We start from the raw sequence: 23669 nt of genomic DNA, 5'->3' as shown, positions 1-23669 counted from the left end.
CGAGGCCGCGGTCCAGCGAGTGCTGGCAGAGGAACCCGGAGCTTTCAAGCAGGTCGCGGACGAACCGATCACCGCACAGGCACTCGCGGGGGCTGCCCGCGAGCTGAGCGCCATCGAACATCCCGCGATGGATTCCCCGACGCCGCTGGTCGCCGATTTACTGCGCGTCTACCGCAGAGCAATCGGCCGGCTCGCCGGCCGCTACTACCTCCAACACGAGGCGTACACGGCCGCGGCGCAGCACCTGTCAGACGCCGGCAACCTCATCCTGTATCGACTCAATCCCACCTCGGCAGCGGAGAGATCCTTCCTCGCTCTCCTACAGAAGCACGGCGAGGACATCAGCGACGAGTCCGTCGTTGCGCCCACCCAGGTCATCCACACCTCCGACGCTGATGACGAGGTCCGTTCGGTCGTCCGCCTCGTCCGCAAGCACCTCGCCAACGGCACGCCTGGTCACCGGATCGGCGTCCTCTACGCGGCGGCCGATCCGTATCTGCCGCTCCTTCACGAACACCTTTCCGCCGGCCGCATCGCGTACGCCGCGCCCGAACACCACACCCTCGTCGACCGCCCTTCTGCACGAGCGCTGCTCGGTATTCTGGACCTCGACCACGAGAAGATGCCTCGCCGCGACCTGTTCACGCTGCTCGCGGAGGGTGCCCTGATGCGGCCGGCCATCGAGGACGATGAGATCTCACAACGCCAACTCGAGTTGCTGACCCGTCGCGACGAACCCGTGGTCGGCGGCCTCGACTGGCAGAGCCTCACGCGAGTCGGCGCTCACGAGAAACACCATGACAGAGCGGTCGCACTCTACGACTTCGTCCAACGACTCCGACCCCGCCTCGAGGCCACCGTCGGCGCACCGGACTGGGCCACCGTCGCGCACGAGCTCAACGCACTCCTCGACCACCACGTCCGCACTCCGAACTCCGACACTGCTCGAACGGACCTGTCTCTCATTCGCGAGGACTGCACCGACCTCGCACTGATGGACGGCATCGCGCCGGAACCCACGGCCACACGCGTCCTCGAAGCAGTCTCGGTACGCCTGGAAGCCCATCGCGACATACATGGCACTTCCGGTGCGGGCGTTACCGTGGCGCCGATCGCCGCGGGCGCCGGCCGCGACTTCGACGTCAGCATCGTCGTGGGCGCCGCCGAAGGTATGGTGCCCACGCCGCGCCCTGACAATCCGCTGCTTCCTCCGGAACTGGTCGGCACCACCGCGCGCGACCACATCCGCGCGCAACACGTCGCGTTGGCGAGCGCGGTCAGTTCGGGAACGGTTGAGCGGATCATCACCTTCCCGCGCGGCGACCTGCGAGGGGGCGGGGAGAAGGTACCGTCGCGGTGGCTCATTCCGGCCCTCACCGAACTCGCCGGGCGCGACGTCAACGTGGTCAACTGGCAGCGCCAGACCGAGGGAGTGCCGTCGATCGTCGCCGTCGAATCCTTCGACGTCGGTGCGCAACATGCCGACGACCGCATCGGCGCCTCCGCGGCATCCGACACCGAATGGCGGCTCAGAGAACTCGCGGCGGTACCGGCCAACCATCGCCGCGGCACCCTCGACGATCCGATCATCGACCTCGGCATGCACATGCGCAGCGACCGCCTCAACGGCCGCTTCACCCGGTTCAACGGCAACCTGGCCGGGGTCCGCGACCGCATCACCACCTTCGACCAACCCGTCTCACCGACCGGCCTCGAAACCTGGGTCGCCAGCCCCTACCAGTACTTCCTCGAACACATCCTGCAGCTGAAGGCCCTCGACGACCCCGACGAGATCGCTCAGATCGACGCGATCACCCGCGGAACCCTCATCCACACCATCCTCGAACGCTACGTACTCGACACCATCGACGGCGCGCAGCGCGACTTCACGCGACTCAACCTGATCGCCCAAGACGTCCTCGACGAGGCGAAGGCCGACAGCCCCGGCTGGCTCGAACAGCTCTGGGCCAAAGACCGCGGCAGCATCGTCCGCGACCTCGCCGACTGGTACCAGCACGACTACACCGATCACGTGCACGGCTGGCGCCCTACCGACGCGGAGTGCTCCTTCGACACAGAACCCGAAGTATCACTGGCCCTGGCCGACAGCACAATCCGGTTCCGCGGACAGGTCGACCGCATCGACACCCATACCGACGGCCGCATCCGCGTCACCGACTACAAGACCGGCAAAGTCGACAAGTACCGAGACCTCGCCGAAGACACGCCCACCAACAGCGGCCTGCGGTTTCAGCTGCCCGTCTACGGGTTGTTCGCCCGAACCCGCGGCAAAGACGTCGAAGCCCGCTACTGGTTCGTCACCAGGAAAGGGCAATTCAAGTCCATCGGGTATCCCGTCACCGACAATGTGATCGCCACCCTCGCCGCCGACATGGAACTCGTCCACCGCTGCATCGTCGCGGGCCAGTTCCCGCCGAAGATCGTCGAGACCACATGGGATCTGCCTGTCATTGATCTCTTGGGCCGCGCCGGTCTGCGCCGCGCCTGGGCCAACCTCGAGAATGTCGATGATCTCGCCGGCTATGTCAAGAAGTACGGAGGCTAAGCGTGCGAGCCCTGACCCTCACCGACCAGGCCGCCCGCGACCGCATCACCACCGACACCGCGACCACGCTGTTCGTCGAAGCGGGCGCCGGCAGCGGCAAGACTCATTCATTGGTCAACCGGATCTGCCATCTGGTGCTGCACGACGGTGTGGAACTCGACGCGATCGCCGCCATCACCTTCACAGAGAAGGCCGCGGCGGAACTGCGCGAGCGCGTCCGTGTCGAACTGGCCAAGCACGACACTGCCAGAGCGGAAGTGGCTCGCGACCAGATCGATACAGCCGCCATCGGCACCCTGCACGCATTCGCCGCACGGATCATCCGCGAACATCCCCTCGAAGCCGGAGTGCCGCCCCGCATTCACGTCGTCGACGCGATGGGGTCGCAACTGTCCTTCGAACGCCGCTGGCGTCGCATGCGAACCCGGCTGTTCACCGACGAGGCACCCCTGATGCTCGTCGACGCCATGGGCATCGTCATGGCAGCCGGTGCGTCGCTCGACCAGGTCCGCGGGCTTGCCGACGCCCTCGACCGCAACTGGGATCGGCTGACGCTCGACGACAATCCGCAAGGCATCGCGCCTGCAGACATCGACCGCATCCTCCGCGAGACCGACATCATCGTCGACCACCTCGACGACTGCCTCGACCCCGACGACAAACTGGCCACCAAGCTCGAGGAACTCCGCGAGTGGCGGACTCTGGTTGCCGCGGAACGCGATGCCACCGGATGGATCCCGATGGTCTCGCTGTGTCCGAAGGTGGGCAACGTCGGCCGAGGTGCGGCGTGGCGGGGTGGCACCGCCCAGTGCCAGGAGATCAGAGCGGCCGTCAAAGCGCTTCGCGAGGAGACGTTCCCAGACGTCGTCGGCACCTACATCGACGGCGCGGTCAGGGTCGTCGTACGGCACCTCGCCGAGATCGTCCTTGACGAAGCCGAGCAGCGCCGCCGGAGCGGGCAACTCGAGTTCCACGATCTCCTCGTGCTCGCCCGTGACGTCCTCGCCGAGCCCGAGGTGGCGGCGGCCGCTCACCGCCGCTACCAGCGGGTGCTCCTCGACGAGTTCCAGGACACCGACCCGCTGCAACTCGTACTGGCGCAACGGATCGTCGCCGGTCCCGATGCCGCGGGCCGACTGTTTACCGTCGGTGACCCCAAGCAGTCGATCTACCGCTTCCGTCGCGCCGACATCGCCGCCTACATGCGGGCGCGCGACGACACGCCCGCCGCGGACATCGTGCACCTCACCACCAACTTCCGATCCACCCGACCTGTCATCGACTGGGTCAACGGTGTCTTCGGTGCGCTGATCGCACCGACCGCCGATGTCCAACCCGGATACACTCCGCTCGACGCGGCACCGGGGCGACCCACCTGGGACCTCAGCTGGGGCCCAACGCCGTTCGTCTTCCCCGACCGCGACGAACCGGTCGCCGACGAGCACTCGCTGTCCGTCGCGGAGGCCACCAGGGCTCGTGAGTCCCGTGACGTCGCACGGATCATCGCCACCGCCGTCGAACGAGGCTGGTGCAAAGAGACTCCCGCCGGCGACAGCCACGAACACACCCCGCTGCAGTGGAAGGACATCTGCATCCTGATCCCCTCACGCGCGGTGTTGCCGTTTCTGGAGAAGAGCTTGGATGCCGCCGGAATCGAGTTCCGGTCCGAGGCGTCGAGCCTGGTGTACTCGACCCAGGAGGTTCACGATCTGCTCCTCACCTGCCGGGCGCTCTCCAACACCGCCGACGAGGCAGCACTCGCCGCAGCATTGCGCACACCTCTGTTCGGGTGCGGCGACGACGACCTGCTGTGCTGGAAGGCCGCCGGCGGCGGATGGTTCTTCCATGCGGAACCGCCTGCAGGACTAGAGGATTCGCCGGTCGCCGAAGCCTTCGCCTACCTCCGGGACGTCTCGCGCGACCTGGGTGCCCTGAATCCGGCCATGCTGCTCAGCAGGATCGCCACCGACCGGCGAGTGTTCGAGATATCAATGGATTCACCCCGCCACCGCGACGTGTGGCGTCGACTCCGGTTCGTCATCGAGCAGGCCCGGGCGTGGTACAACGAGGACCGCGGATCGCTGCGCGACTACATCGACTGGGCGGCGACCCAGGCCGAGGACAACGCCCGCGTGGCCGAAACCGTGCTCCCGGAGATCGGCGTGAACGCGGTGCGCATCATGACGATCCACGCCGCCAAGGGCCTGCAGTTCCCGATGGTCGTTGTCGCCGGCATGAGCGGCGGGTTCCGGACCCAGCCTGAGCCGGTACTCTGGGACGACACCAACACCCTGCAGGCGTGTATCTCCACTGCTGCCACGTCCAAGGGTTACGACGCCGCAAAGGAAGCAGAGAAGATCCACGCGGAGGCAGAGAAGGTGCGACTGCTCTACGTCGCATGCACCCGCGCGGAGAGTCACCTCGCGGTGTCGGGGTATGTGGCCAAGCGCGGAACATCGTGGGGTAGCACCCTGGAACCGGCGTTGGCAGCCATGCCGAATGAGGTCCCGGACTTTGTCGAGCCGGTGCGGCGCGACGATGAGGCCGTACAGCAGGAGGCACGGCAGTCGTGGGACGAGTGGGCGGCCGAGACCGCCGCAATCGAGGCGACTTCGGCGATGCGTGCGTCATACCCGGTGACCAGCATCGTGCACGCCGATGACGAAGGCGGCAGGGCGGTATTGACGAGCTATCGCGACGCCGGGTTGCTGACCGCGCCCGCCGAACCCGACGTCATTCGCGGCGGCACCGTGAGTGTGGACAGCGGCCCTGACCTGGGGAGCGCAGTGCACGAAGTGCTGGAGAGCGTCTCGCTCGACGCCGACCTCGAGGCCATCGTCCAGGCGGCGCGAGTCGCCGCATCCAGGGTCGGGATCGCCGACGTCGAACACATTGCAGCACTGGCACGGTCGGCGCTGGCATCCGAACCGGTGCGGCGTTCCGCGGAACGCGAGCACTGGCGTGAGATCAAACTCGCCGGACTCGGCCCGGACGGCACCACCGTGATCGAAGGTATCGCCGACCTGGTGTATCGCGAGGACGACGGATCGCTGGTGATCGTCGACTACAAGACCGACGTCGGGGTGTCGGCGGCGACGCTCCAGGCCTACTGGGCGCAGCTCGCGATCTACGCGAACCTGCTCGCGCGGGCCACCGAGGAGCAGGTCGCGAAGCTGGAGTTGGTGTTCTGTCGGGTGGGGAAAGCGGAAGTAGCGTCGCGAGGTGTCAGATGATTGCCGGGACCGTTGACTGCTGTCGGCAACCCGCTGAGTTCGTGCTTTTCCCGCTCAACGTGCTTTGGAGAAGCGTCTCAAAGCGATCAGAGATGATGCGGAGAGCGGGCCGGATATCCGCGTCATCAGGTCAGGCAAGGCGCCCCGCGTTACCGGAATCCGTCATCCTCCCAACTGCAAATGCGGAGAGTATCCGATGGTGAGTCTGCTGCGGAAGGTTTCGGCTGCCGGGCTCGCCGAACGGCTTTCCGGCCGGACCGGCGCCGCGCTCAGTAGCTGTTAGTCCGGGCCGGGCGAGCATGAGTAGCCCGTGTGTCGCGCGCGTGCAGGTGACAGCGAGACGTCCGAATGCCGAGTTGAACTCGTTGAGGTCGGTCGCACCATTCACGGGGTGTAGGGCAATCGTGATCCCGTTGGTTTGGCCTTGCCATGAGTCGACGGTCGAGGCGACCAGCTCTATCTCCACTAGGCTAGGTCAAACTTCTCACGTAGCCGCTCGGCCATGTCTTCTGCATCATCGACTGCTTGTTTGTGTGTTGCGAGGATTGCGATGAGCGGGTCGTCCGCGGCCTGACCGGGTTTGATCCTGGTGGTCTGTCCGTTCGCGGAACCGGCTGAATCGTAGTCAGCACTCTCCAGTTCCAATCGCGACGACAAAGGCTCTGACACGCCAGGGCCACCTCGAAAGGTCCTCCCTTCGGACGGTTCCTTCGGCCGATAGGCTGTCATCCGTAATCCGCTTCGGCCCGACAGACGCGTCGCTTCCGACAAGGCTCCAATCCGAGCGGGAAGTCCGTCGTGTCTTCCTGGAGCCGCAGTGTCGTTGTATCGAGCCTCGGTGTCGGGCGTTCGCGCCCAGATCACCGCGAACACGCTCATCCCCACTTTGACCGAGCAACACTTCTTCGAATACGGATATCACGCCTCGAAGGCCGAGGTTCGCTCCTGGGAACGCAGCGTCGCCGTTCTTGTCAGCGACCTCGAGGATGCTGGTCTGCAAAAGGCCGAACTGCTTCTCGAGTACCGATTGCCGCTCACCAGCAAACGCGCCGACGCCGTGGTCTGTGGCGTCCATCCGAAGACCGGGGAATCGTCATATGTGGTCGTCGAGCTCAAGCAATGGACCTCCGCGGCCATGCTCGACGGCGCCGAAGACATCGTGCTTTTCGAGGGCGATCGCGAACGCCTTCACCCCATCGAGCAGGTGAGGCGCTACTGCTCGCACATCGCGGACTTCATCGCCAGCCTCGAAGGCAGCTCTGACCAACTCGCGGGCGTCGCCTACCTGCACAACGCCACCGATGACGGTGTTCGCACCCTCTGGGGATACCCGGAATCGCAAACGGGTCGGATGTTCACTGGACAGCGCCGGAGCGAGCTGATCGACTTCCTTCGCTCTCGCATTGCCGACAAGTCCGGCGCCGACGCTGCCGACCAATTGCTGTCGTCGGCGGTTCGGCCGAGCAAGCAGCTCATGGCGCTCGCCGCCGACGAGGTCCAGCGGCGCGAGCAGTTCGTGTTACTCGACGAACAGAAGGTCGCGTATTCGCTTGTGATGAGAGCGGTGCAGAACGCGTCGCGGCAGAACACCAAACAGGTCATCGCAGTGGTGGGCGGGCCCGGTTCGGGGAAATCTGTCATCGCGTTGAGCTTGCTCGGCGAACTTGCTCGGCAGGGGCGGACCGCGGTGCATGCGACCGGGTCGTCGGCGTTCACCAAGACACTTCGCAAGGTGGCCGGCGCCCGCGCTCCTCGCGTACAGAAGCTCTTCACGTACTACAACAACTTCATCAACTCCGAACCCAACGACCTCGAAGTGCTGATCTGTGACGAGGCCCACCGCATCCGCGAGACGTCGACCAACCGGTTCACCCGTGCCGTCAATCGCACCGGTCGCCCCCAGGTCGAAGAACTCATCGACGCCGCTCGTGTTCCGGTGTTCCTGCTCGATGAGGATCAGATCGTCAAGCCGACAGAGCGGGGGAGTGTCGAGGAGATCCAGCGCGCGGCCGAACGCATGGGCTGCACATTTGAGGTGGTTCATCTCGACGGTCAATTCCGTTGCGGTGGTAGCCAAGCGTATGACTACTGGGTTCAGCGCCTCCTCGAACTCAAGCCAGGCGGACCGATCTCGTGGGAAGGCGACGAAGCCTTCGAAGTATCCGTCGACGACGCACCGTCGATCGTCGAGACGCGCCTGCAACAGATGCTCGACGATGGATATTCGGCACGTATCGTGGCCGGGTACTGCTGGAAGTGGAGCACGCCAGAGAAGGGTGAGCCACTCGCCGACGACATCACTATCGGTGGGTGGCGTCGTCCCTGGAACAACCCGAAAAGCACGAAGCACGAGGGCGCGCCTGGCAGGGAGCTCTGGGCCACCGACCCGGCCGGCTTCGGCCAGATTGGCTGTGTTTACACCGCGCAGGGCTTCGAGTACGACTACGGCGCAGTCATTTTCGGACCCGATCTGGTGTGGCGGACCGACCACTGGGTTGCCCAACCGGAGCGAAGCTACGACAAGCAGGTCAAGACTGCCGACCGCGCCGCGTTCGACCGCGCTATCCGTAACACCTACAAGGTGCTACTCACGCGCGGGATGCGTGGCATGCGGATCTACTCGACGGACGCTGAGACGCAGGAGATGCTGCGGTCGCTGGTTGATGGGCGGCAATCGTGACGCTGGTGCTCACGACGTACTCGGGTGTCGCGCCTGCCGTGCAGGAGAACCTCCGGTTCGGTATCAGGCACGGACGCTGGGGACTACGTCGAGAGCCCTACGAATGGATGAAGGGCATGACCTTCGATTGGCACGTGATCGGAGCCCGGGCCAGTGGGCTTCGACGAGGGCCACGGTGTCAACCGGAGGAATGGGTGACGAGCGCCGTCGACGTCTATCTCTTCCGAGTGCTCTCTCCGCTCACCCTCGAGTCGAGCTATTTCTGGCCGGACGAGACAGCCGAGTCGGAGTTGAAGTACCCGTACCGGTTCGATACGGAACTGGTGGCGCGGGCGATGCAGGTGCCGACCGCGTATGACAACCCGATGCCGAAGGTGATTTCCGACGGGATCCGTCGCGCTGCGAATCCGAAGGCGGAGGCAATCGTGGTCCTCAGCGACAGTAAGTGGTCTGAGCTAGTCGATGAGATCGGGAGACGTGGACGGCGGGAATGACGGCTCTTTAGCGGCTACGATTCAACGATTCCAGCGTGCATGAAGAGCGCCTTGTCAACATCTCGGATCGACCATTTCCGATCATGCTGGTGGGTGAGTACGGCTGCCAGCTCGTCGACGGTCGCCATGTAGGAACGGTAATTGCCCCGAGGGTGGCCCAGTCCCAGCGATACGAGTGCGCTGGCCGCTCGTTTGTCGTAGACGGCCATCCGTTCCGGTGCGCCGGCGGCGAGAATCGTCGATGCAATAGCGGCACCGCTTCGACAGCCCGGAAGGGCTGACAGGGCAGATCGCGCTTTTCCTGCGGCTTCCCCGATCGGAAGCTCTGTATCACGGGCCAATGCGATGCCAGCTGCTGTGAGACGCCGGACTTCAGTGTCGGGCGTGTTATTCAGACTTGCTGACCAGCGAGTGCTCAGATTGAGTCGCTTCCAGAGCATCAGCGCGCCGATGTCGCTCTTTCCTATATTGCCCGAAGTCCGTGCGCGTTCGATGACCTCGAGCAGTGCCTCATCGTAGGGTGAACCGCGGACGTCATCAGGGTACTTGGCGCGGGCTTTGGCCAGCATTGTCGCCATTTCCCGGTTCATGTTCCGACCGTAACTGCCCAACGAGGCGGCAGGTTGGAGTTCGCCCACGATGCGCCAACCTGAGGCGGTCGGACCACGCCATGGCCGACGAGATGGTGCGTTCCAGCTAGCTTGACACCACTGAGCCGCTACCTCAAATACTTCGATCGGCATCAGCCTGCGCAGCTTCCACGTGATGGCGATCGGGCGCGCTCTTTGACGGCGAAGAAAAAATCCATCGGCCCGACGAAGGTGAAGGGTGCGCCGCCGACATTCCCGCTGGGGCGATCTTGGACGAGATTAGACATCGCACACATTGGTGCGTTGCTGGACGTAACGTCGCCCCGTCTCCGAATCAACGGCGATGCTGTTTGTTGACTTTTAAATGGAACTCAGTGCGGGAGATGGGGCATCCAGGGACATCGTGTTGGGGCTGAACTCGCGTTTCTCCTTGTGCAAGTTCAGCATCATAGATGCCAGGAGCGAGTGGGTCATTCACGCTTGGGAGCAGATCACGACGTAGCGACAGATCGCAGAGTTGCCAGGATCAACTTCAACCTGTTGTCGCAGGATGTGATTGTCACCGGTTAGCCGTCGAAAGGAACTGTGTTGACCGACTCACCGCCGATCGGCGACAAGTCCCTCCTCGAGACCGTGTGGGACCTGCTCGACGCCGACACTGAGCTCAGCGACAACGCGAAGTACGTCGTCATTGCCGCCCTCGACAGCGAGCAGGCATTGTCCGAGCAACTCGGCGGCGGCACGACGACCCAGCAGCGCCCGGAAGCGGGGACGGTGGAGGAGGAACCGGCCGGAGCCTTTCTCCGTGAGATCCGGGTGGCCGGCTTCCGCGGCATCGGGCCCGAGGCGACGCTGGAGATCACGCCCTACCCGGGCATCACCGTCGTCAGCGGCCGCAACGGGTCGGGCAAATCGAGTTTCGCCGAAGCCCTCGAGTACGCACTCACCGGGCAGAGCTATCGATGGAAGAACAAGGCGAAGCTCTGGGTGGACGCGTGGCGCAACCTGCACCAGGGGCAGCCGTGCGAGGTCCGGGTCGACTTCACGATCGAGAACGGGCCGAAGACGTCGATCGGCGCGCAGTGGCCGGACGGGGCCGACCTCGACGGCGCCAAGCACTGGTCCCAGCGCGAGGGTGAGAAGCGCCAGGACGGCGTCGCGGCGCTCGGTTGGTCCACGGCCGTCGAGATCTACCGCCCGATCCTGAGTTACGACGAGATCGGCGGTCTCCTCGAACAGGAACCGTCCAAACTCTATGACGCGCTCGACAAACTCCTCGCGCTCGACGAGATTCAGGACGCCGAGAACCGGCTGAGCGCGGAATACTCCGAGCGGCGGCAGCCGCGAAAGGCGGCCAAGGATGCGCAGGCCGCGCTGAAGAGGGCGCTCCCCGACGTCGACGACGAACGCGCGACTGCGCTGGCGAAACTCCTGCGCTCCCGCACCCCCGACCTGGATGCGATTGCGAAGCTCGTGTCCGGGACCAATACGTCCGAACAGGCGACGATCGCTGCGCTCGAAGCCATCGCTGCGCTCGAGTTGCCGGACACCGACACCGCGGCGTCGATCGCAGCCGAACTCCGCGACGCACTGGCCAACGCACGCACCCTCGCCGACGACGCGATGCGGACTGCCGAGCAACGCTCCGAGCTCCTGCGCCGCGCGCTCGAATTCCGAAGCACCGCCGGCGACGACTCGGTGGCCTGCCCCGTGTGCGGGGAAGGTGTTCTCACCAGGGAGTGGGAAGCGCACGCGCGGCAATCCATCGCGAACGACGACTCGCAGCTCGCCATGTACCGTGAGGCCCGCTATCAGGCGCGCGAACGCGAGCAAGCGGCTCGTCAGCTTCTGGGGTCACTCCGCGATGTGGCTCCAATCGACGGCATCGAGCTGGCATCCCTCACCACGTATCGCGAGAAGTTCAAGGCCGCATCGGCGATACCGGCCAGCACCGAGGACATTCCGGGGCACATCGAAACGCACCTTCCTCCGTTCGTCGAGGCACTGACAGCCCTGCGCGACGAGGCAGCGAGTACCGTCGCGGACCTGCAGAGCGTGTGGGCGCCGATCGCCGAAGAGGCGTTGGAATGGCTTGCCCTGGAACGCAAGGCGCGGCAGTCCGACGAAACGGTCAAGGTCATCGAGGTCGCGCGGAAGTGGGTTCAGGACAACGCACAACTGCTGCGGACACAGCGGCTCGAGCCCATCTCCGAGGGTGCCCGAGCCATCTGGGCCCAGCTGCGCCAGGAGAGTGATGTGGAGATCTCCGAGATCGCCCTGGAGGGCACCAGAACCCGCCGAAAAGCGGTGCTGAAGGGCCGCGTCGACGGCAAACCCGCCGGCGCGCTGTCGGTGATGAGTCAGGGTGAGCTCCATGCGCTCGCGCTCGCCTGTTCCTGCCGCGGGCGACCGCAGCCGCCAGCCCGTTCCGGTTCATCGTGCTCGACGACCCCATCCAGGCGATGGACCCCGCCAAGATCGACGGCTTCCTCCATGTACTCACCGATCTCGCCGCGACCAGGCAGGTCATCGTCTTCTCCCACGACGACCGGCTCGCATCCGCGATCCGGCAGCAGTCGATCGAGGCACACCTCATCGAGGTCACCCGCGAGACCGGATCGCAGCTCGTGGTGAAGAACGCCGACGAACCGGCGCGCCGCTACGTCGAGGACGCTTACGCGCTGGTTGTCGACAAGAACGTGCCCGACGATGTCAAGCGCCGTGCCTGCCCGGCATTGTTCCGGTTCGCGATCGAGTCCGCGGCCCGCCAGGTCTACTTCACCCGCCGCAACGTCGAGGGCAAACAGCAGCATGAAACCGAGGAGCGGTGGGCCGACACCAAAGGTGCGACGGCATGTGTGGCACTGGCCCTCCGCGATGCAACGGACGCCGATATCTCGGGATGGAAGTCCTGGCGAGAGTGGCGAGGCCCAGCCATGGCAATCGCGACGAAGGGCGTGCATAAGGGCGCCACGGTCACGAAGGACGATGTCGCCAACCTGCGGAAGACCGTCGCGGACATTCTGGAGGGGAATTGACCCCCGCCGAGCTCCTCGCCTACGCCCAGCAGCTGCTGCGTGGACTCGGTGACACGACCTCGGGGAACGCGTCGCGGCTGGCCGCAGTCGTCGCGCGGCAGGCGCTCGAAGCGTGTGTGGATGAGCGGTGCGCCGCGGTCGATGCCCAGTGCGACGGGGCGACCATGCGGTCACGCCTGGCAATTCTCAAATCCCTCGACGATCGAGACAGCGCCGATCGGCTGGCCTCGTTGTGGAATCAGCTGAGTGCCAGTTGCCACCAGCATGCCTACGAACTGTCGCCGACGGTCGGGGAGGTGCGGGCGTTGTGCGAGGGAGTGGCCGTGGCTCTCGAGAAGTGCCCCTCTGGCTGACGCTTCGCCGCGGTCGTGACCTGCGATGTCAGCGACGACTGGCCGCGGACGAATCAAGCTGTCGGTGATTGTCGCTATAGTGAACACGCTTCATGAGTTGCCGTCCCCAAGCTCCGGCTGGGCGGCACGCCAACCCCACGTTCACGGGTGGCCCGGATGACGAAGCGGCCCGCACCGACCGGTGCCGGGCAAGAGCGCCTCCTTGCGCGGAGGCTCCGAAACGAGGAGAAATCGCGTTGTCTGACAACCACCAACCCCCCGCTGCGTCGTCGTGTGTGTCCTACAACCCGGGGCATCGTGTCCACTGGATTCAAGCCAAGAAATCCTGGGAGCCGGATCAGCCTTGCATCGCGGTCTCGGTGACCGTCCACCCTGATGGCATCGTCGATCTGCGCGCCGAGGATCTGGACATCACGATGTGGACCCACGACTACGAGCTCGAGCGACTCGGCCGCCGCCGTGGCGGCGTCATTGCGTGGGCACTTTGGCTGCCGCGCTTCCACGTGCTGAAAGTGAATGGCACGCTGTTCAACCTCGCCACACCTGAGGACCGCACACCGTGCATACGCGACGACGACCATCTCCCCGAGCATGTGGGAGAGACCGCCGTCGAGAGGGCCCTCCGGCACGCTCGTGAACGTGGTGGGTACACGGTCCGCGCGAGTGAGCTGATCCAGGAGTGATGAACGAATCGTGCAGCTCGGCGGATGCGTCACGGTGCCGCAAGAATCCGTAAATATCTCCACCACAGAACTTCTGGTCAAGGAAAGGACATTGGCGATGGCCGATAGCAATGACGACCCGAATGACCCACTCGAGTTGGAGATGAGCTGCCAATCCTTCCGAGAAGCAGGGTAGTTGGGCGATCATTCCGTACGATCGAGTCGGCGAAATCGAGAGGTTTGAAGGCATGGACCAAGTCGAGAAGAAGGAACGCCTCACAAAGCTCGCGGCGGAGATGAGAGCAGACCCCCTCAGCCGGATCATGTACGGCAGCCGAGAGCTCTTCCACTCAAATTTCCTAGCCTGGATGTGCGAGGAATTTCCAGACCTTGCAAATGCAATTTCAGGTGTGGTCCCGACTGACGTTGTCGGAGATCCCTCGGCGGGGGTCGATATACGTCGCGAATGGAAGAACCTGGACCTCTACATGACCTGGGGAGGAGCTGCGCCGCTCGTCATCGAGAACAAGGTGTTCAGCATCCCAGGAACTGGCCAACTTGATGTCTATGCCGACAAGCTGCGCAAAGCCAAACTCGGGGCGGATGTCCGTGCCGTTCTACTGAGTCTCAGCGATCCGGGCTGGCCCTCTCACACATATCGATCGCCGGGGAAGCTTCCGATTGACTGGCATTACGTCTCTTACGGACAGCTCTCTGACGCGCTCGAGCGGTCGGTCGCAGCCGGGCGAATTGAGGTGTCATACAAACTCGAGACCATTCGCCGATACATCATTCTGATTCGCCGCCTGCAGGATATCGCTGACCTACTGCAGGTCGACGATGAATCGGAGCCGGTCTTCATCGCGCAATGGGCAGAGTCGATGGACGACCGGCAGTTCGTCAACGCGGTGTCGAAGCTGCGGGCGGAGATCGTCAAGCGCTACGTAGAGGCGCGGTTACCCTCCGACGATGTGAAGCGATTGTGCAGCGCCGGCATGTCGAACAGTACGCCGCTTATCCAAGCGTTCTATCCCCAGGGCGCCACGAAAAGAGCGCACCTCGGATGGCAACTGCAAGGACAACAGTTCCGTCTCTTTGCAGTGTTGCCAGACCTCGCGGGACGGACAAAAGGACAGCGCGACAAGCGAATCGATTGGGGAATGGCACATTCGAAGCTGTTCGACTTCAGCACGATTGCGCCGCTGACCGGTGACCCTGAACGGCCGGTCAAACCGGACAACTCGTTCAACAGGTTTGACCCCGACTTCATCTATCGGTACATCGCGGTGCCGAACTTGACAGTGGGCGAGTTGGACGCGGTTGCCCGGCAGCGTCACGCTGATTTGCTGGCGTTGCTGCAACGTTAGATTGCGAGCACATCTGACTTGCGGTCGGGAGTTAGTTACGTGCCCGCGTTCGCGAGTTCAGGATCTGCACCCGCCAAGGGGTGGGAGTGTCGCGAGATCAACGTACTACCGATTCTGTGAACAGTCGGCCAAGCACCGCGGTGAAGCGTCGCGAGTATTCTCCGAACCAGACGCGTGTGATTGCGAGAGGACATGCACGATGGTGAGCTTCTGGCGGTTGGAGCCCCTCGCAAGTCGGGACCCAGCGGATCTTCTGGTCTGAGATCCGGACGGAGATCGGACAATTTCGCCGGAATTGAGCCTCTGAACAGCAGTTTGCCCTGAGATTCGGATTCGGACGCACCCTTCGTCCGTGTCTATCGACGATTTCCTCCTGGTGGTAACGGGCCGTTTACCCAAGGATTCCGGCCAGTTTCAGTGCCCAAGTGCGATTCACTCACGGAAGCAATCAACCGCACTGGGCTTCGGGCGTCGATCTGCGGTCGTCGCTTGCCCTTATTGCCGCACGCTCCTCGGTCCATCAAATGTCAGTGAATCACGCTGTATTACAAAGCAATACTGAATTCCATCCGCAGATACTCTGGCGTGCCCCCGTGTCAACGGCCTACGCCGCCGCGGTCACCGACACCCTGTTACCGAACGCCGAGGTGGTGGTCGATCACTTCCATCTGGTCAAGCTCGCCAACGAAATGGTCACCGCCCGTCTTGGCTCAATTAGAATTAGACGGCATGAGGAGGCAGTTTGGTGAGGCCGAAGGCCTCGAGCTGAGAAACCGCCGCGAGAGTACGGCATGATGGGGCCGAAGTGGAGGTTGTCGCTGCTGCCGCACTCGACACATTTGCCATCCACCGGATCACGCGCCCCGCGCGCATCTACGGAACCTAGGTCGCTCGTCGCCGCTCAACGCTAGAATCGCCAGAGTCACCAAATTGCAGGGGGTTCAGGACGTGGTCGAGGAACCGCCCAATGGTGGCAGCGATTCGTCCTTCGATGAGGACCAGCGCGCCATCGGTCAGGTAATCGGTACGGAAGATGCCACGCCGCTGGTATTTCATGTCGCGCTCTATCCTGACGATTACCTGCAACTCGATGATGTGGTCGCAACTTCACGCGAGGTCCCAGGTAGAGGGTCGGTGATGATGTCGGGCATCGTCACCCAGGTGTGGTCCCGCCATGAGGGGGCGACGTTCGGCAGTGACGTGTTCCTGGTTTCCGACGGGGTGCTGCCGGCCCGTATCCAGGAGATCGCCGAGGTGACCACAACCCGGGTCGAGCCCGAGTTGTTTGTCCCACCGCAGCCGGGTGCGCCGGCACGTCGCGCCAGAGGCACTGTACGATCAGAGGCGTTGTATTTCGACCAGATGAAGCACCGCCTGCCCGTCGGTGTCGGCCGGGACGGTGAGACGGTCTACGTCGACCTCGATTTCATCGATGGAAGCCGGGGCGCGCACATCTCGATCAGCGGCATTTCCGGAGTGGCGACCAAGACGTCGTTCGCTTTGTTCCTGCTGCACTCACTATTCAATGGCGGGGTGCTGCGACACGCCCACAATGCCAAAGCGCTGATCTTCTCCGTCAAGGGTGAGGATCTGCTCTTCCTCGACCAGCCCAACAGTCGGCTGTTCGGCGATCAGGGAGATCAGCTGCGTGACAGTTACGCGCGGCTGGGGCTTCCCGCGACACCGTTTCGCTCCGTCGGGTTCTTCGCCCCACCCGCCCCCGGCGACAACAACGCCCGGCCCTACGTCGCCGGGCGCACCGCCGGCGTCGAGGCGTTCTGGTGGACCCTGCACGAGTTCTGTTCCGAAGCACTACTCCGTTTTGTATTCGCCAATGTCGAGGACGAAGGCAACCAGTACACCCTGGTGGTCCACCAGGTCACCTCCAAGCTCGGCCGGGAAGCAACACCGGCGGGAAACGACGGCGCGGTGAGCGTCGACGGTGTGCTGTGCCGGACGTACGCCGAGCTCGTCGATCTGGTTTGCGATCTCGTGACGGATCCGGCGACGATGGCCGACTGGGCGGGGCCCGCGATCGGCGTCGGTACCGCCAACGCTTTCGTGCGCCGGCTGCGCTCCAGCCAGCGGTCGCTGTCCGAACTCATCCGTGGCGACATCCCAGACCGGCCGAGCCGGCGGATCACCACACAGAACCAGCAGGTGACCGTCGTTGACCTGCACCATCTGAAGGAAGGCGCGCAACGGTTCGTCACCGGTGTCGTGTTGGCCGCCGAGACCGCCCGCAAGGAGGCCGCCGGACCGGGCAGCCTGTTGTTCACGATGCTCGATGAACTCAACAAGTACGCCCCGCGCGAGGGGGCCAGCCCAATCAAGGACGTGTTGCTCGACATCGCCGAGCGCGGCAGGTCGTTGGGAATCATTCTGATCGGCGCGCAACAGACGGCCAGCGAGGTCGAACGCCGTATCATTAGCAACAGCGCGATCAAGGTCGTCGGCCGGCTCGACTCCGCCGAAGCCTCCCGGCCCGAGTACGGCTTCCTTCCCGCGGGGCAACGGCTGCGGGCGACCATCGCCAAGCCGGGCACCATGTTCGTCAACCAGCCGGCGATACCGGTTCCGCTAGCGGTGGAATTCCCGTTCCCGGCTTGGGCGACACGACATTCCGAAGTCGGCGCCGACACCGCCGGGACGTTGGACGGGAACTCGGCCGAGCCCGCCGAGCGCGCCTTCCCCGCCCGGGTGCCGCAACCCGACGACGCGCCGTTCTAGCTGCGGTGAGAACGCGATGAAGTTTCTGCACACCTCCGACTGGCACGTCGGAAAGACACTCAAGGGCCGCGACCGGCTCGCCGAGCAGGCCGCGGTGCTCAAGGAGATCATCGTGATCGCCGAACGCGAGGCTGTCGATGCCGTGCTGATCGCCGGCGATCTCTACGAAACCTCCGTTCCGTCGGCGAAAGCGCAGCAGCTCATCGTGCACGCCCTGATCGCGCTGCACAACACCGGCGCCGAAGTGATCGCGATGGCCGGAAACCACGATCACGCATCAACATTCGAGGCCTACCGGCCGTTGATGGCCGCGGCGGGCATTCACCTGCTGGGCCAGCCCAGAGCGGCCGACAACGGCGGAGTCGTCTCGTTTGCCGCGAGATCGACCGGTGAGCCCGTCAACGTCGCTGTGCTGCCGTTCCTGACGACGCGCTATGCCGTGCGCGCCGCCGAACTGCTGACCCAGACCCCCGTCGAACACGCCGGAGCCTACGACCAGCAGGTCCGCGATCTGATCGATCACCTCAAGATGGGGTTCACCGAGGATGCCGTCAACGTCTTCATGGCGCATTTGACGATCACCGGCGGCACGATGGGCGGCGGTGAGCGCGCAGCCCAGACCATCTTCGACTATTACGTGCCTGCCACGGCGTTCGGTTCCGACCCGCACTACGTGGCGCTCGGTCATCTACATCGCCGCCAGGCGATGCAGGCCGCCTGCCCGGTGCACTACAGCGGATCCCCGATCGCGGTGGACTTCGGCGAACAGGAGAATACCAACGTCGTTCTTCTCGTGGAGGTTTCACCAACGACACCAGCGAGCGTCACCGACATCCCCATCACCACGGGGCACCGCCTGCGCACCGTGCGGGGCACCGTCGCACAGCTGGCCGCCGACGCCGAATCCTACGGCGAGGACTACCTGAGGGTCTACGTCCAGGAGCCCGCCCGCGCGGGTCTGCGCGACGAGGTCGTCGAGGTGCTGCCGAACGCGCTCGAGGTGCGGATCGATCCGCAATTCGCAGCTCCCACCGAGCGATCCGCTCCCCCGCACCGCTCGGACCGCTCCCCGGTGGAACTGTTCCACCAGTTCTGCGCCGAGCGGCAGATCGTCGAACCCCGGGTGGACGCGCTGTTCACCGAGTTACTCGACGACGTCACCTCCGCGACTGCGGAGAACCCCTGAGATGCGGCCCATCCTGCTGGAGCTCGACGGGTTCGCGTCGTATCGCACCAAGGCGACCGTCGACTTCCGGGACACCGATTTCTTTGTCCTCGTGGGTCCGACCGGATCGGGCAAGAGCACGGTGATCGACGCCATGGTCTTCGCGCTCTACGGGACGGTGCCGCGCTGGGACGACCGCAACGCGGTGGCGCCCGCGCTCGCCCCGACCGTCAACCGGGCCGTTGTGCGGTTGATCTTCGACGCGGGCGGCAAGCGGTATGCGGCGATGCGTGACGTCCGGCGCAGCGGCGGAAAGAATCCGACGGTCACCATCAAAGAGGGCCGGCTGGAGCAGTTCGTCTCCGACGAGGCGCTCGGCGGTCGCGACGACGACGTCGTCACGCTGGCCACCGGCCGAGAGGTCAACGGTGCCGTCGAGCGGATTCTCGGGTTGAACTTCGGGCAGTTCACCCAGTCGGTGGCGCTGCCTCAGGGAGAGTTCGCGCAGTTTCTGCACGCCACTGATGGCGAGCGTCAGGCGATTCTGAAGAATCTGCTCGGCTACACCGTGTACGACCGCATTCAGCGGGCCGCCTTCAACAAGGCCGCCGACGCCGACACCAGAGCCGACACGCTGGCCGAGCAACTCAAAGGCTTCGTCGACGCCACCGAAGCGCACGTCGATGCCGCGGCCCGCAGCGTGGAGCAGCTACACACCCTGCGCGAGCACGTGACAGCGGTCGCCCTGCCCGCCCTGAGATCCGCGTTCGAGGCGGCGAGCACCGCTCAGAGCGCGCGCGACCGTGCGGCCGCCGAAGGGGACCAGCTCCTGGCGGTCGTCAGACCCGACGGTGTCGAGGCACTCGATGCCCAAAAACGCACCGCCACAGTCGAAGCTGACGCCGCGGTGACCGCGAAGCAACGCATCGAAGGGCAGGACACGGAGATTCGCGCCGCGCTGCGCGCGCTGCGCCCCCGCCATGAACTAGAGCTGGTACTGGCGCATTGGCGGGAGTTGGGTGAGGTAGAGGAGCGACTGCCCGTCCTCGCCGGAGCCGCCGAAACCGCTAAGGCGTCGCGTGAGAACGCCGCCGGTGACCGCGACACTTCGGAAGCTGCAGTTGGCCTGGCTCGAGATGCCGCCCGCAAGGCGGCAGCGGCGGCCGACGAGTATGAGGAGCAACTCGGCACCGCCCGCGGGCGCCTCACGCTACTGGCAGAGTTACGAGCGCCCGACGACATCGTCGTCATTGCCGGCGCAATGCGGGACGCTACGGAGCTTCTTACTGCGGAGAGCGCCCGATTGACCGAGTGCGAGACGAAGCAACAGGACGTCACCGACGAACTCGACCGGCTCCCAGGCTCCGGGGTCTTGTCGCTCGCCGACAGTACCGCAGGGCAAATACTTGCCGTGATCGCCCAGGACATTGAGGAAGCGCCCGAACGCAGCGCGACGTACGCCGCCGCCGAGTCAGCTCTCCGAGTTGCCGACTCGGCCGCCAACGGCCTCACGGTCGCCGACCAGGCTCTGCGCGCCGCCGAGCACGCGAATCAGGCAGTAGCGCTGCGTGCTGATCTCCGCGAGGGCGACGACTGCCCAGTGTGCGGTCAACGCATAACTGAACTTCCCTTCAGCGCAGACGAAGTCGACCTGGCGACCGCTCAGGCCACCGTCCAGAAGGCAAGAACGCACGCCAAGGAAGCCGCCACAGAGGCCGCACGCCTGGACGAGCAGCTTCACAAGGCGACCGCGGTACGCGAGGAGCGGCTGCAAGGGTGTGAGGCAGCCCGATCGACCTTGGTGGAACATCTTGCCGACCTCGGCATCGACCAGCCATGGCGCGCACTCGACAACCCGGTCGACCCCGACACCTTGGCGACGCTGGCTGATGACGGCACGGCGGCGCGACGCCTCATCGCGCAAGCCGTCGGACGCCGAACCGCCACCGAAGCCAAACGTCGTGAAGCCGACGCCGCCGTCGCCGCCGCGCGCGACGCAGTCCAGACAGCGACGAAAGCCCTAGAGGTCACGCATCAGCAGGCCCGTCACTCACAGACCGCGCTGCACGCCTGTCGGGACACCGTTAGCGCGTTGGACCCGCCCCGAATCGAGGACGTCGACATCGTCACCGCGTGGCGACAGCTCACCGACTGGGCTCAGTTCAAGAGCCACCGGGTCGAAGGCGAGGTGGAGTCGTTGGTGCCCCAAGCCGGCGAAGCCCGCACCGCGGCCAACCGCGCACTACAACAGCTCGACGCCGCCGAAAACCAAGCGCAAGCGGCGCAAGCGGCATTCACCGCTGCCGCGGTCGCCGAGGAGAAGGCCCATACCAAACTGGGGGTCATCCAGGACCGCAATATCGAACTGATCAAACTGCTTGCCGACGCGCCGGCCGCCGAGGACGCGGGCGCCGAAAGGGACAAGGTCGTGGAGCTCGAACGGCGACGCGAGGACATCGATGCGCAACTCGAGCAGGCACGAGCCACCACCACGCGGGCCCGCGAACTCGTCGATGCCGCTGAAGCCGCGATCAGGAGCAGCTGGGAGCAACTGCGCCGTGTGCGAGACCCGTTGGCGAGCTTCGACGCACCCGAGGTGACCGAGGCCGACCTGGTCGCCAGCTGGGATCAGCTGCTGGCCTGGGCGACCGGTGCAGCAGCCGCAAGGGCGGCGAGGGTTGCCGCCGAAGAAGCGGCGCTGCGCGACGCCGAATCGCAGGCTGCCTCGGCGACAACGGCACTGGCCGACCAACTGTCCGAGAATGCTGTCGAGTTCGATTCCGCCATCAGCCCAACCGAGCTCGCCGATCAGGCGCCGGCGGCGGTGGCAGCCGCCGAGGCGACTGCCAAGAGTGCCTTGCAACATGCCCGCGAGCGGCTGCGGCAGTCAGAACGCATGCAGACCGAGATGCAGTCTTTTCGCGAATCCGCGGCGGTCGCGCGCATGCTGTCGAACCTGATGCGGGCTAATCAATTTCCCCGCTGGTTGATCGCGAGCGCACTCGACGCGCTCCTGCACGACGCCTCCACGATTCTGCTCGAACTCACTGGCGGCCAGTTCGAACTCACCCGAGATGAGCGTGATCTGCTCGTCCTCGATCACAACGACGCCGATATGCCTCGACCGGTGAAAACCCTGTCGGGTGGTGAGACCTTCCAGGCCTCCTTAGCGCTCGCGTTGGCGCTGTCACAGCAGGTGACCGCCCTGTCTGCGTCCGGGGCGAGCAAGCTGGAGTCGATCTTTCTCGACGAGGGATTCGGGACCCTCGATGAGGCCACGCTCGAAGTCGTCGCCAGCACACTCGAAAATCTCGCGGCGTCAAAGTCGCGAATGGTCGGGGTGATCACCCACGTGCCAGCACTCGCGGAGCGCATCCCGGTCCGCTTCCAGGTCAACCGCGACAGCGCCGGCTCACACATCGAAAGGTTGCAGGGCTAGCCATGCGTTTCAGTGTCGACGGATGGGATCCGAGCTACGGCTCAGCGGTCGAAGTGCAGGATCTCGCCGAGACCACGTCGAAAATCGATACCACACTGGAGGTTTCAGCGGCCAAGTGGGCGCCGATCGCAACTACTGACACTGCGATCCCCAGCGCGGTGTTGTTCGTTGACGGTGTACGGCGCATCGATGGCCGAGCGTGGATCGACGACGCCACCGCAGCCGACGGCAAAGGACATCGGGCGGTGCCCGGCTTGTGTGCCAGCTACGCCGCGGGCGTGATGTGCTCATGCAGCAACGGTGCCCACCTAGTCGCTTCTGAGGTGCGCCGCGGCTTGTTTACCGATGCCCGTACCGCCACCCACGTCGACACCCATTCGGGCACATACAAATTCCATCGGACAGTGCCTTCCCCTGAGCTGCCGCCCACAGTGTCGCTGACCAACGCGGTGCAGCGCGCGCTGACCGATCTGGAGATCACCGTCGCTGTGGACGCGCGCGATCGGTGCGCCGAGCACACCGGCGACGATGATCTGCTCATCGTCGACGGGCCGTTGCGCGGGCGCGGACACCTGCCCCGCGCGCTCGGCTACGTCAAGACCCACAGCGCGCAGTACCTGCCCAACGAGCTCAACAATATTGTCGCCCAATTGGGTACGGGTGAGCGGACCCCGGTCTTCGCCGTCGGGTCAGGCTGGGACCGCTACTCCTGGTACCTGCGGTTGCCGTGCCTGCCCGCTGGCCCCTGGGCTGGCATCGTCCGACTGGAGGCCGCACCCGAACTGCTCCTCAAGGACGTCGTCGCCCTGGCCAACATCACGCAGGTCCTGCTCGGGCGGTTCGCCTCGGTCGAGTACAAAGATGGGCGCGCACCCCAGAACCTCGTGCCCATTGCTGGGTTGGAGCGCGATCTCAAACACCGGCTCGGACTAGCTCCCATGCTGTATCGGGCGCTTCGTGGGGCCGCGGCGGGGACGCGACACATTGTGCCGTAGGCCCGACCGACCAAGACTCGGCAGTCGTCTGCGCCATCCGCTCTCACAAGCGACCGCAGACGAGGAAACCGAACACCCCGTGCCGACCTGTCACGGGGTGGCTCAATCCGCTTTGGCCCGTGCTTTGATTAGTCGCTCAGCCTCTAATCTAATGCGCGCCGGACCACCGGGCATCCCGAGCACTCGTACGCTAAACGGCCTAGCATCCTGCGGCCTTCAGATCCGTTAGCAGTGTTTCAATCACCAGGTAGAACGCTTCCATGATCACTACAGCGGGCTGTTGTTGCATAAACTTGCCGGCTGGCAGCTCAATGCTTTCATCCCACAGCACTGCGGCGTGCCACTTTGGTTCCTTAA

General features: G+C 64.7%; 14 protein-coding genes, 1 pseudogene and 1 riboswitch. Of the genes and pseudogenes, 14 read left to right on the top strand and 1 reads right to left on the bottom strand.

The features are described 5' to 3' along the window. The 4 genes from GORHZ_RS12600 to GORHZ_RS31595 all read left to right on the top strand — a co-directional run. On the top strand, window positions 1-2566 hold a 2566-nt coding region (locus tag GORHZ_RS12600), incomplete at its 5' end, for a PD-(D/E)XK nuclease family protein (RefSeq protein WP_006333510.1). A gap of 2 nt (window positions 2567-2568) precedes the next feature. Then, window positions 2569-5799, top strand: a complete 3231-nt coding sequence (locus tag GORHZ_RS12595) for a UvrD-helicase domain-containing protein (RefSeq protein WP_006333507.1) — start codon at window positions 2569-2571, stop codon at window positions 5797-5799. A gap of 817 nt (window positions 5800-6616) precedes the next feature. Further along, window positions 6617-8479 carry a DUF2075 domain-containing protein gene (locus GORHZ_RS12585; RefSeq protein ID WP_245551405.1) on the top strand — a complete coding sequence of 621 codons (1863 nt, stop codon included), beginning with the start codon at window positions 6617-6619 and terminating at the stop codon, window positions 8477-8479. A gap of 194 nt (window positions 8480-8673) precedes the next feature. Then, on the top strand, window positions 8674-8973 hold the full coding sequence (locus GORHZ_RS31595; protein ID WP_245551404.1) for a hypothetical protein: 300 nt from the start codon (window positions 8674-8676) through the stop codon (window positions 8971-8973). A 14-nt stretch (window positions 8974-8987) separates the two neighbouring features. On the opposite strand, the gene GORHZ_RS31310 is transcribed toward GORHZ_RS31595, so the two are convergent. Then, window positions 8988-9563 carry a hypothetical protein gene (locus tag GORHZ_RS31310; protein WP_174347200.1) on the bottom strand — a complete coding sequence of 192 codons (576 nt, stop codon included), beginning with the start codon at window positions 9561-9563 and terminating at the stop codon, window positions 8988-8990. Between the two features lie 585 nt (window positions 9564-10148). Here GORHZ_RS31310 and GORHZ_RS12570 point away from each other — a divergent pair. The 10 genes and pseudogenes from GORHZ_RS12570 (at window position 10149) to GORHZ_RS12535 (ending at window position 23312) form a co-directional block, all read left to right on the top strand. Further along, on the top strand, window positions 10149-12197 hold the full coding sequence (locus tag GORHZ_RS12570; RefSeq protein ID WP_006333498.1) for an ATP-binding protein: 2049 nt from the start codon (window positions 10149-10151) through the stop codon (window positions 12195-12197). Then, on the top strand, window positions 12191-12601 hold the full coding sequence (locus tag GORHZ_RS31590) for a hypothetical protein (protein ID WP_006333497.1): 411 nt from the start codon (window positions 12191-12193) through the stop codon (window positions 12599-12601). Before GORHZ_RS12570 ends, GORHZ_RS31590 begins: the two co-directional genes overlap by 7 nt. Next, window positions 12598-12954, top strand: a complete 357-nt coding sequence (locus GORHZ_RS12565; RefSeq protein ID WP_006333491.1) for a hypothetical protein — start codon at window positions 12598-12600, stop codon at window positions 12952-12954. The genes GORHZ_RS31590 and GORHZ_RS12565 overlap by 4 nt, the downstream gene beginning before the upstream one ends. Before the next feature lie 88 nt (window positions 12955-13042). Beyond that, a riboswitch (SAM riboswitch) is annotated at window positions 13043-13155 on the top strand. Between the two features lie 35 nt (window positions 13156-13190). Further along, entirely contained in the window at window positions 13191-13637 is a 447-nt protein-coding gene (locus tag GORHZ_RS12560; RefSeq protein ID WP_006333489.1) for a hypothetical protein, read from the top strand. Window positions 13638-13864: 227 nt separating this feature from the next. Next, window positions 13865-14983 carry a PD-(D/E)XK nuclease family protein gene (locus GORHZ_RS12555; RefSeq protein ID WP_006333487.1) on the top strand — a complete coding sequence of 373 codons (1119 nt, stop codon included), beginning with the start codon at window positions 13865-13867 and terminating at the stop codon, window positions 14981-14983. Between the two features lie 593 nt (window positions 14984-15576). Beyond that, window positions 15577-15678, top strand: a pseudogene (locus tag GORHZ_RS30820) (transposase); the annotation flags it as partial. Between the two features lie 235 nt (window positions 15679-15913). After that, window positions 15914-17713, top strand: coding sequence for an ATP-binding protein (locus GORHZ_RS12550; RefSeq protein ID WP_217998323.1), 1800 nt, complete (start codon window positions 15914-15916; stop codon window positions 17711-17713). A gap of 16 nt (window positions 17714-17729) precedes the next feature. Continuing rightward, window positions 17730-18899, top strand: a complete 1170-nt coding sequence (locus GORHZ_RS12545; RefSeq protein ID WP_006333482.1) for an exonuclease SbcCD subunit D — start codon at window positions 17730-17732, stop codon at window positions 18897-18899. Window position 18900: 1 nt separating this feature from the next. Beyond that, a complete protein-coding gene (locus GORHZ_RS12540; RefSeq protein WP_006333480.1) occupies window positions 18901-22317 on the top strand; it encodes an AAA family ATPase in 3417 nt (1138 codons plus the stop codon). A 53-nt stretch (window positions 22318-22370) separates the two neighbouring features. Further along, window positions 22371-23312 carry a hypothetical protein gene (locus GORHZ_RS12535; protein ID WP_245551402.1) on the top strand — a complete coding sequence of 314 codons (942 nt, stop codon included), beginning with the start codon at window positions 22371-22373 and terminating at the stop codon, window positions 23310-23312. Window positions 23313-23669 lie beyond the last annotated feature (357 nt).

It is taken from the genome of Gordonia rhizosphera NBRC 16068 (assembly GCF_000298195.1).
In the GTDB taxonomy this organism is placed as follows: Bacteria; Actinomycetota; Actinomycetes; order Mycobacteriales; family Mycobacteriaceae; genus Gordonia; species Gordonia rhizosphera.
The sequence above is the reverse complement of the archived record's forward strand: the minus strand, read 5'-3'. Positions and strand labels throughout refer to the sequence as shown.